Raw genomic sequence first — 9,649 nt, 5'->3', positions numbered from 1 at the left:
GGGGAAAGGAGGGGCATGGTGGTGACTCGGCCCTGCACTCCCGAAGCTGCCACGAAGTGACAAGTAGCTCTCTGTAGTCGAAGGCGCCTGACCGGGCGGTCTGCGCTGTGGGAAGCGAGTCCGGTCACTCCGCAGCGGAGGAGCAGTGCCGAGTTCGAGCGAGTTCTCCGGCGTGTGGCGGAGCCTGAGTATGCGGTAGACATCGGCCAGAGGGAGCCGGTAACTGAGCCGGAATGCGACTGCCGCACAGGCCAACGTGGACGGCGTCGCCAAGGGCGGACTACTGAGCAAACCCCTTCCAAAGCACTTCATTACCGGACATCTCATCCGTCGCACGCAGACCTAGCGCCCGCGCGATGCCGATTGACGCCGCGTGGCCGGGGTGGATGTGCGCGGTCAGGTTGCTCACTCCGTGCGCACGCAGCCAGTCGGCCATGGCCAGTGCCCCCTCACGCCCATAGCCGTTGCCCTGATGGTCACTGGCAATCACCCAGGCGATCTCGCCCTCGATTCCCTCCGTGTTCGGGCGGCAGAGGGTGGCCTGAACGGTGCCCACGAGCTGGTCATCCACGAGCCGTCGAAGCATCCAGTTCAGCCAGCCCTGGCTGCCATCTGGAGACTGCCCGGCCGACTGCAGTCGGTACTTACCCTCAAGCTCTTCGAGCGTGGATGGCATCCCACCAGTCCATTCGTGCAGCCGCTCGTCATTGAAGACCGAAACGGCCTCCTTCGCATGCTCTACGCGCAGCGGTTCGAGCTGCAGGCGCGTGGTCGTGATGGGGGCGGCGGCCAGCCAGGTGGCGGTGTTGGACACAGCACAGATCGTATCCGCCGAGAGCCTGGCCTATGACGAGTACGCAACGTATGGCCAGAAGTTGTCTGTCCACGCGCAAGTGAATGTGGCTATTTTAGAAGATCGTTGCACCTTGCACATGATCAGGGCATTCGCCCGGAATCCGGAGGCGCACCATGGCTACAAGTCCCGAACTGGCCACTTCGCCCGACCCTCAGCTCGACGCAGAACTCGACGCCGCCGCGCTGGAGGCCGCGCTCCCGACGCTGACTGAGAAGCTCGGCGGCCTGTCCGCAGCGCTCACCGAGGACGAGCGTGCGGTACTGAGCAGCATCGTGACGTCCGCGAGTCTGCATCTGAAGGAACTTCAGAACATCAACGCCGAGGCGGAGTACATCTACTCGAAGCCGATCTCGGCCGCCGCGACCCCGACCATCAGGGAGCGCCTGCTCGACCTGCCGGAGACGCTCGGCTTCACCGAGTAACAGCGGCACAACCGGAAGCCCAACGAAGGGGACTGCGGTGGAACGTTCGTCATTGGTAGATCAGTTGACTGAGCTGTCGTCCGAGTTGACCACCGCAGAGCGGGAGAACCTGAAGTTCCTGCTGAGCATGGCCGCTGGGGGACTCCTCAGCGGCCATGCCCGGGCCATTGCTGGGCCGCTGAGGGAGGCGGCCCTGGCCGCTGCCCAGCACTCACTGCCCAAACTCCATGGCGATCTCCGACCCGAGTTCGACACCGGTGTGGTCTTCTGCGGTCGGGGGCCGTTCTTCTCGGACGATGACCTCGCCGTACTCGACCGGGAATCCCTGGCGTACCGGGCGCGCGCCGAGCGCTTCCACGACCACTACGTTGCCTCCGGCGCACCCATCGCGCGGGAGCTGGCGCTGTCGCAAGCGGTCAACGACTACCTGGCATCCCAGGTTGGGCCCGTCCTGCCCACGTACAAGGCCAACTACCTCTACTACGACGAGCCAGGGCTCGGCATCGACCCCCACGTCGACAAGGACGAGTTCTCGCTCAACGTACTGACGATGCTGGAACACCGGCCGGACCGCCGACAGTCCGAGCTGATCCTCTACCCGCCCGGCCAGGACGCCCTGCACATTCACCTGGAGCCGGGCGAATCACTCGTCTTCTTCGCCGACAGCGTCACCCACCAGCGCACACGCACCGTCACTGGTGAGGCCATCCGGCTGGTGTCCTTCGGCTACCGGACCATCGGGAGCGCGGCATGACGGACGCAAGGGAGATGGGACAGCGGCTCGCGGAACTGCACCGCACGCTCACCCCCGCCGAACAGGCGAATCTGAAACTGATCCTCGGGCTGTCGGCCGGACGGCTGGTCCCGGACAAGGACCCGGGGTCCGAGGAGGGCCGCCGGGCGGTGTCCGAAGCGCTCGAGACCCTGTGCCCGTATGACGTCGTCGATCCACGTGGCATCCAGTACCGGGGTCGCCCGGAATTCCTCACTGACGACCTGCTCGAAGCGCTCGTCTCGGAGTCGGAGCAGGTCGGCGAGAAGGCTGTGCCGTTCGATGAGCACTATCTCGGCATGGGCGGCACGGTCGCGGACCGGATCGCGACCAGCGAGGAACTGGCGAGGCTCGTCGCCTCGGTGGTCCCCAAGGCGGAAGCGACCGGCATTGCTAGCTACTTGTTCTACCGCGACGCCGGGCAGGGGATCATCCCGCACATCGACACGGACATCTTCTCGCTGAACGTGCTGATGATGCTCAATCACGAGATTCCGCCGGGGCTCGCCCAACCATCGGCTCTCTACATGCATTTCGCCGACGGAAGCGAACAGCGGCTGCAGCTCGAACCCGGTGAAGTGGTCATCTTCCTTGCCGGCACCCAGGCGCACAGCCGCACACCCATCCAGCAGGACGAACGCGTGACGATCCTGACCTTCGGCTTCATGCCGGAGGGAGCACCACTGGAGAACTACCGCCGGTGACCGTCGCTCTCGGAATTCATTGTGGACACGAATCCTCCTGCGCCGTCGTTCGGGACGGTCGGCTGGTCTCCGCCATCCAGCAGGAACGGGTCACCCGCCGCAAGTACGACGGCCAGGAGTTCCTCTCCAGCCGTCTGCCGATCACGGAGGCGCTGGGCGTCGCCGGGCTGACGATTGACGACGTCGATGTCATCGTCAGCTCGTTCCAAGCCGCTGGGCCCTCCGCTGTCGGATTCCAGCGACCGCTGGTGTCTCCCGGCTTCTCGGCTTTCGACCCCTTCGACGTCCGCCACCGCGTCGTATCCCACCACTTGGCGCACGCCGCATCGGCGGTCTATCCGTCGGGCTTCCCGGAGGCGACGGTGCTCGTGTCGGACAGCGCGGGGACGACGTCGTGGGACGGCGCGGACTACGACCTGCCGTTCGAACAGTTCTTCAGCAGGTACTACGCAGATGTAACCGCCTCGACGGGCGAACTGTTCACAGAGATGCGGTCCGTCTACACCTTCTGCGACGGCTACTTCGAGCTGCTCGACCGCGCGTACAGCAAGCCCCACAACCAGCCGGATGTCTTCGTACAGGGTGAGGCGAGTCTCTACGACAACGTGGCGCGATTCCTGTTCCGCAAGGAGCACGCCCACGGCCAGCTCATGGCATTGGCGGGACTCCCAGTGCTCCGGCCGCCGAAGCTGGCGGCGGACGATATCGTCACCGCAGGCTCGCCGCCGCGTATTCGGAACGGCTGGCAGCTGTTGGAGATCGGCCCGGACCCTGTCGACAGCGTGGACGTGGCCGCGGCCGTGCAGGAATCGTTTACGAGGCTGCTCACCCATCACGCGCGGCGCGCGGTCGAGCTGGCCGGCCTGCCGGACCTCTGCTGCGCTGGCGGGGTCTTTTTGAACCTGACGGCGAACACCGCGATCTCGGAGCTGCCCGAGGTCCGTGACATGTATGTGCCGTCGTGCCCACACGATGCGGGGATCTCTGTCGGCGCCGCCTTCCTCGGCTGGGTTCGCGCCCGCAAGGGCCATGCCATGCCCACCGCCCGCCTGCGCAGTGACTTCCTCGGCCGTCCAGCCGAGACGATCACCCCTGAGCACGCCAGGAGCTACGGCTACACGCCCCTCACCCGGCTGGGGGACACTGATGCAAGTGCGGCCCGGGCCGCCGAAGCCATCGCGAGGGGAGCGGTGGTGGCCCGCTACACCGACCGTGCGGAGTTCGGCCCGCGTGCTCTCGGTAACAGATCCCTGCTGTGCCATCCCGTCTCCTGCTCCGATGCCCGGGCGAAGCTGAACCAGCTCAAGCGACGACAGGGCTGGAGGCCAGTCGCCCCCATCGTGCGGGAAGAGGACTTGCACACCTACTTCCTGGGGCCAGACCAGTCACCGTTCATGAATTTCAACTTCGTGGTGCGTGACGAGTGCCGTGCCGTCCTGGCCGAGGCGACGCACGCCGACGGTACTGCCCGGGTCCAGACCGTCTCCGCCGACGACAACCCGGCTGTACACGATCTCCTCACCCGCGTCGCTGATCTGGGGCAGCTACCGGTACTGATCAACACCTCCTTCAACGGGCCGGGGCAGCCGATCATCGACTCTGCCGACGACGCTCTGGAGTTCGTCCGGCATCCGGTGGTGGATCATTTGCTCACCGACGACTGCCTGTTCGCCACTCCGGCCTCCGGCCCCATCAAGGTGCGGCGCCCAGAGTCTGTCGCCATGGCTATGTTCGGGAGCGGTACCCAGCCTCGCTACCTACTGAGCAACGAGCACGCCTCCAGCCCGGTGGACCGGCAGCTGTTCCTCGACCTGTGCGAGCGGGAGACCGCAGCGGCCGACGGCGCCTCCCCGCTCGTCCGCGACTGCCTGCACGCCGGACTGCTCATAGAAGCCTGAGGTCCGATGACCACGAACGCCGAACTGTCTCGGCACGCAAAGTCGCTGGCGACCAGCCTGCCCGTCGCAAATTTCCTGTCCTACTTCGCCATTGCCGCAGTGGAGTTCTCCGTACCGTTCGTAGCCGTGTCGTCACTCGGCGCCAACTCGCTCGTCGTCGCCGTGCTGGGCGTGTGCCGCTTCGCGCCGCAAGTTCTGCTGGCCCGTCACGCGGCACGCATCGTCGAACGGTACGACTTGCGAACGGTCATGCTCAGCTCGGAGCTGCTGCGCGTCGGCGCCTTCGTCCTGTCGGCACTAGCCCTCGCCGTCAGCTCCGGGATCGGGCTGGGCATTTTCGCCCTCGCGAACATCGCCCTGGCCTGCGCCTCCATCCTGACATCCGTGGCGACACAGGCGTTGGTGCCAGCAGTCTTCGCGGACGAGAAGCTACCGAGTATCTACGCCAGGCTGGGTGTCGCTGAATCGACCGCCGACGCCGCCGCGCCCTTCCTGACCGGGCTGGGACTCGCCGCCATCGGCGTCTCTCCGACGTTCAGCCTGGCTGCGGCCCTAGCCCTGGGCGCCTGCGGCCTGCTGCTGCAGATTCCGCGGCTGTATGCCACTGCCGACACAGTCGGTGGCGAAAGGGAGTCCGCCCCGCCTTCCACGCTGCGGCGCGGACTGGGCCTCAACCTCCGGACCCCACCCCTGCGGATAATCACGACTTGGGCCGTCTCCTACAACTTCGGTCAGTGCATCATCGAGGCACTGCTGCTTATCGCGCTCATCGACCGAACACCCGTCACCGCGGCGTCCTACGGTGTGATCCGCACCTGCGCGGTGCTGTTCGCTGCGGTCGGCTCATGGACCGCCGAGCGACTACCCACCTCGCTGCGCAGCGGGCTGGGCACCGCCGTATTCGGTTGCGGCGCGGTCGCCTCATACGCCTTGCTGGGCGTCGGCGTGTACCTCGGCGGGATGCAGGGACTGGTGATCGTGCTGGTCGGCTTCGTGCTGGACGAGTTCTGTTCGGGTGTAGTGCTGGTCCGGATCCAGGCGTTCCGAGCCCGTGCGATCACCCAGAAGGACCGGCCCATCGCGACAGCGGCCTACCGCGCGGTCAACCTCACGGCCGTCCCCGCAGGCTTCGCCGTGGGCGGCGTTGCCGGGCTCCTACTCAACCCGGCGAGTGCGATCCTCGCGGTCGGCCTACTGATGATTCTGCCCGCTGCACTTATCTTGTCCCGCTCGGTACGCGAGTCGACCTGACCACCAGCCGGAGGAACTACGAAGGACATCCCAACAGGGCTCAGCTCGCCTCTTCCGGCGAGTGGTCGGGGTGCGTGAGCCGACACTTCACGCTCCCGCGGTTGCCAGTCATCACTTCTCCTTCGTCACTGCAGCGATCCGCTCGGCATAGGTGCGGTACGCCTTGCGCCCGGCCGGGGCGGAGCCGTCGCCAGCGAGCGCGGCGCACTGCGTCAGCACAGCCTGGTGGAGCGTGCGCGGGGCGGTGATGCGCACCGAGTAGCCCTGCCCGCGGCGGATGGTCTGGCCGCCGCTCAGCGCGTCGCGGATCTCGGCGGTCTCGGTGGCCTTGAGGTGCTCGGCAAGCAGGCCCGGGACGTCGATGGTGTGCGGCGGCTCGGGGTCGGGCGCCTGCTCCTGCTCGTGGTCCTCGACGTCGGTGGCCGCGTCATCGAGTTCGCCTGGGAGGCCGTCGGCATCGCGGGCGCGGGCGGCGTCGAGCACGCGGCGGATGGTCTTGGGCGCGACGTCGTGTTGCCGGGCGAGTGCCTTGACCGCGGCGCCCTTGGCGTAGGCGTCGACGATGTCGGCCGCCTGGTCCTCGTCGAGCGCGGCCGGGCGCCCCAGCGTCTTGCCACCAGCCTCCGCGGCGGCGACGCCTTCCTTCGTGTTCTCCGAGATCATGTCGCGCTGGAACTCCAGGACCCCGGCGAGCATGGTGACGAACAGCTTGGTCTGCGGGTCGTCGGCCGCGAGGTCGAAGCCAGACCAGGCGCCGGTCGCGATGCGCAGGTGCAGTCCGCGCCGCTGGAGGACCTCGCGGATCTGGATGACGTCCTTGGCCGAGCGGAACAGCCGCGCGGCGTCCGCGATGCGGATGGTGTCACCGACCGCCGCCTCGTCGAGCAGTCGGCGGAATCCGGACCGGTTGACCGCGTAGACGCGGGACGACGTCGCCGGGTCCTCATACTTCGGAGCGCCGGACTTGAGTAGCTCGCTCAGAGCATGAAGTTGACGGGCATTCGTCTGCTTATCGGTGGAGTGCCGCAGGTACAGACGATCTGTCACGTTTACCCTTCTCTTCGACGTTCCGGCGGGCGCCGGATCATGACCGTAAGGGGGTGAAATGGGGAGGCGCAATTAGGGGGCGGGCCTGATTGGATCGGCGCACCTATTTGCCCCGATATGCCAGCCTCCGGCCATTGGATCGACCCGAGGGGGCGCAATCGACCGATTCCGCCCCCTGTTGTTGAACGGTCATACGACACGGGCGCCCGGGCCCGTACTCCCGCCTCACGCCGAGGTGCTCAGGCGCTGGAGCCGTCGCCAGCCTGCGCGCCCTCCGACGCCGCGCGCGGACTGGGAACCGCCGGGGCAGTCAGCGGGGTGAGACCGAGCCGGTTGCTCATATCCAGCTCGAAGCGGCCGTAGGGGTTGACGTGGGTCCAGAATAGCGGGGACAGCGCCCGCCGGTCGGCGTCGGTGAGTTTGGAGGCCCACTTCGGCTCGGCCAGGATCTCCTGGAGCAGCAGCGTGTTGACATGGACAAGACTGGATTGGACGAGGTGGAGGGCGAGCATGGAGACCTCCTGGGACTCCTTGTCGTCGCCGGTCAGGTCGCCGTCCTTGCCGAAGAACAGGTCGTGGTTGGCGGAATTCCAGTTCTCCACCACCTGAAGCCCCTCGTGGATCTCCCGGCGCAGCTCTGCATCGGCGAGGTAGTCGCAGATGAATGCCGTCCGTACGGCCCGGCCCAGCTCCTCGATGGCACGGTAGGTGGGGTGCTTGGGTCCGCCGCGGGTGAAGCGGCGCAGCACCTGCTCGGCCTCCGCGGTGCCCAGCCTGAGCGCGGTGGTGTACTTGACGATCTGGTCATACTGCTGGCGGATCAGCTCCCAGTCGATCGTCTTGGTTGAGAGCACCGGGCCCAGGTATGGCCAGTTGTCGTCCTCCCCGGCCGCCGGCCGGTACAGTCGCGCGGAGCCGACGTTCTTCAGCCTCGGCAGCAGGTTGAAGCCGAGCATGTGCGCGAAGGCGAAGCCCACCACCGAGGCGCCGTGGGTGTCTGTGTACTGTCGGTCGATCTCCGCATCGGTGCAGTGCCGCAGCACGCCCTCGATCATCGCCGCGACCTCGGAGGCCGAACAGCTCTTGAGCTGGGAGTAGACGCACACCGACTTGCGCTCCACGTGCCAGTAGATCATCACGCCGGGGCCCCGGTAGCGCTGGTGCCACTCGGTCATGAAGTTCGTGGACCAGGAGCCGAACTTCTTCGAGTCCGACGCACAGGCCGTCCCCGCACCCCACCACTGCTCATCGCGTGCCGCGAAGGTGGCGTTCACCAGCTTGACCAGCGCGGCACGGAGATTGGCGCGGTTGACGAACAGGTGCCGCGTGCGGCGCAGGACCGCCTCGGACTCACCGTGCTTGCCGGTGACCGTCACCCGCTTGATGCCCATGTTCGTCCCCAGCGCGAACAGCACCAGCAGCAGCCGGCGCCGCAGCACCTCCTTGGAGGTGACCTCCCTCGTGGCCACGGAGGCGAACTCGGAGGTGAAGCCGGTGGCGAACTCCGCCTCCTTGAGGATGTCGAGCAGATCGATCGTGCCCCAGCGCCGTTCGATCTCCGCCTTCAGCTCCACCAGGTTCTCCGGTTCTTCCTGCTTGCCCAGCGGGGAGACCTTGATCCACGGCTCGCCCCGCCGGGTGGTCACCTCCACCCCGCCCGTCGTCCCCAGCTGAAGCGCGGTATCGAAGCGCGCCAGAGCCTCGCGGAGCCTGTCCTCCAGCACGTCGGTGAACGCCTTTGCGTCGAGCGGCTTCTTGATCGCGGCGTAGTGGACATCCCGGTTGTCCTCGAAGTCGGGCGGCAGGTCGTCCTCCGGATTGCGCCACCGGTTCGCCCCCACCACCCAGATCTCCCGCCGACGCAGCGCGTCCCGCAGCGCCACCAGGACGCACAGCTCATACGGGATGCGCTCGACCCGGCCCTTCTCGTCCACGACCGCCTTGCGCCACTGTTCGGCCACCACCTGATCCAGCGGGACGCGCTCGGCCTCGTCGAAGAACGCCCCCTCCTTGATCGGCTGGTCCAGGTAGCGGTCCAGCAGGTCGAGCGCGTCCATCACCGGCCGGTAGGCGGTGTTGTTGCACTTCAACTCCAGCGCCTTCAACAAAGGCTTGAGCATCCGGCGCCAGTGCGCCGAGTACGACGAGCGCAGCACGGTGCGTACCTGGGCGCGGTAGCGGGCCTCGTTCGCCTTCGCCTCAGCGGCCAGGGCCTTGAGCGTGGTCTCCCCGGCCACCGGATAGATCACACGCTGTACCGTGCCCTGCGGCTCAGCCACCGCCGCCTCGGCCAACCTCAGCAGGATGCCCTCCTTACCGCGCACCCGCTTGAGCTCCTTGACGAACTCGCCCTCGACCTTCTTCTCCGCCCGCGTGTTGATCTTCGCCACGAGCTGGATGAACAAGTCCACCAACGTGTCGGTGATCTCCGTCTGCCGCACATGGCAGAGCGCGGCCAGCAGCGTGTAGCGCACCGCGGGCCCCGCCTGCCGCAGGTCGGAGGGGTACTCCGTCGACGCGCGGGCCCGCCAGGCGGCCACCAGCTTCTCCGACACATCCGCGAACAGCTCCGCAGGCAGCTGGAGGTTCCGCACCCGCTCCAGCTTGTTGCTCTCCCCAAGCAGACTGTCCAGGCCCAGCCCGGCCGGGTCCGCCTTCAACTCGGCGAAGAACGTCGTCCCGCCCCCGACGCCGCCCTC

At 67.0% G+C, this 9,649-nt stretch carries 8 protein-coding genes; 5 read left to right on the top strand and 3 right to left on the bottom strand.

Features of this window, described 5'->3' with window-relative positions; genetic code table 11:
- Positions 1-280 precede the first annotated feature (280 nt).
- Entirely contained in the window at positions 281-814 is a 534-nt protein-coding gene (locus G5C65_RS23565; RefSeq protein ID WP_165300914.1) for a GNAT family N-acetyltransferase, read from the bottom strand.
- Between the two features lie 155 nt (positions 815-969).
- On the opposite strand from G5C65_RS23565, the gene G5C65_RS23560 reads away from it, so the two are divergent.
- The 5 genes from G5C65_RS23560 to G5C65_RS23540 all read left to right on the top strand — a co-directional run bounded on the left by G5C65_RS23560 (position 970) and on the right by G5C65_RS23540 (position 5,903).
- The gene (locus tag G5C65_RS23560) at positions 970-1,278 is read left to right on the top strand and encodes a hypothetical protein (RefSeq protein ID WP_165300913.1); all 309 of its coding nucleotides are present in this window, start codon (positions 970-972) and stop codon (positions 1,276-1,278) included.
- A gap of 85 nt (positions 1,279-1,363) precedes the next feature.
- Positions 1,364-2,032 (top strand): hypothetical protein, encoded by a 669-nt coding sequence (locus G5C65_RS23555; RefSeq protein WP_165300912.1) that lies wholly within the window; start codon positions 1,364-1,366, stop codon positions 2,030-2,032.
- Complete coding sequence (locus tag G5C65_RS23550) at positions 2,029-2,754, top strand: hypothetical protein (RefSeq protein ID WP_165300911.1); 726 nt, start codon at positions 2,029-2,031, stop codon at positions 2,752-2,754. Before G5C65_RS23555 ends, G5C65_RS23550 begins: the two co-directional genes overlap by 4 nt.
- Positions 2,751-4,652: a carbamoyltransferase C-terminal domain-containing protein gene (locus G5C65_RS23545; RefSeq protein ID WP_165300910.1), complete on the top strand. Its 1,902-nt coding sequence runs from the start codon at positions 2,751-2,753 to the stop codon at positions 4,650-4,652. The genes G5C65_RS23550 and G5C65_RS23545 overlap by 4 nt, the downstream gene beginning before the upstream one ends.
- Before the next feature lie 6 nt (positions 4,653-4,658).
- Positions 4,659-5,903: an MFS transporter gene (locus G5C65_RS23540; RefSeq protein ID WP_165300909.1), complete on the top strand. Its 1,245-nt coding sequence runs from the start codon at positions 4,659-4,661 to the stop codon at positions 5,901-5,903.
- A gap of 111 nt (positions 5,904-6,014) precedes the next feature.
- Here G5C65_RS23540 and G5C65_RS39500 read toward each other — a convergent pair whose 3' ends face one another.
- Together G5C65_RS39500 and G5C65_RS23530 are read right to left on the bottom strand one after the other, a co-directional pair.
- On the bottom strand, positions 6,015-6,950 hold the full coding sequence (locus tag G5C65_RS39500) for a recombinase family protein (RefSeq protein WP_338146611.1): 936 nt from the start codon (positions 6,948-6,950) through the stop codon (positions 6,015-6,017).
- Positions 6,951-7,189: 239 nt separating this feature from the next.
- Positions 7,190-9,649: Tn3 family transposase (locus G5C65_RS23530; RefSeq protein WP_165300908.1), on the bottom strand; the 2,460-nt coding region annotated here is incomplete at its 5' end.

It is taken from the genome of Streptomyces boncukensis, from assembly GCF_011045075.1.
Classification (GTDB): domain Bacteria; phylum Actinomycetota; class Actinomycetes; order Streptomycetales; family Streptomycetaceae; genus Streptomyces; species Streptomyces boncukensis.
This window is presented reverse-complemented; position numbering and strand designations above follow the sequence as displayed.

Coding starts and splice junctions, on each gene's coding strand:
- G5C65_RS23560 (WP_165300913.1), top strand. CDS start 970: ATGGCTACAAGTCCCGAACTGGCCACTTCGCCCGACCCTCAGCTCGAC.
- G5C65_RS23550 (WP_165300911.1), top strand. CDS start 2,029: ATGACGGACGCAAGGGAGATGGGACAGCGGCTCGCGGAACTGCACCGC.
- G5C65_RS23540 (WP_165300909.1), top strand. CDS start 4,659: ATGACCACGAACGCCGAACTGTCTCGGCACGCAAAGTCGCTGGCGACC.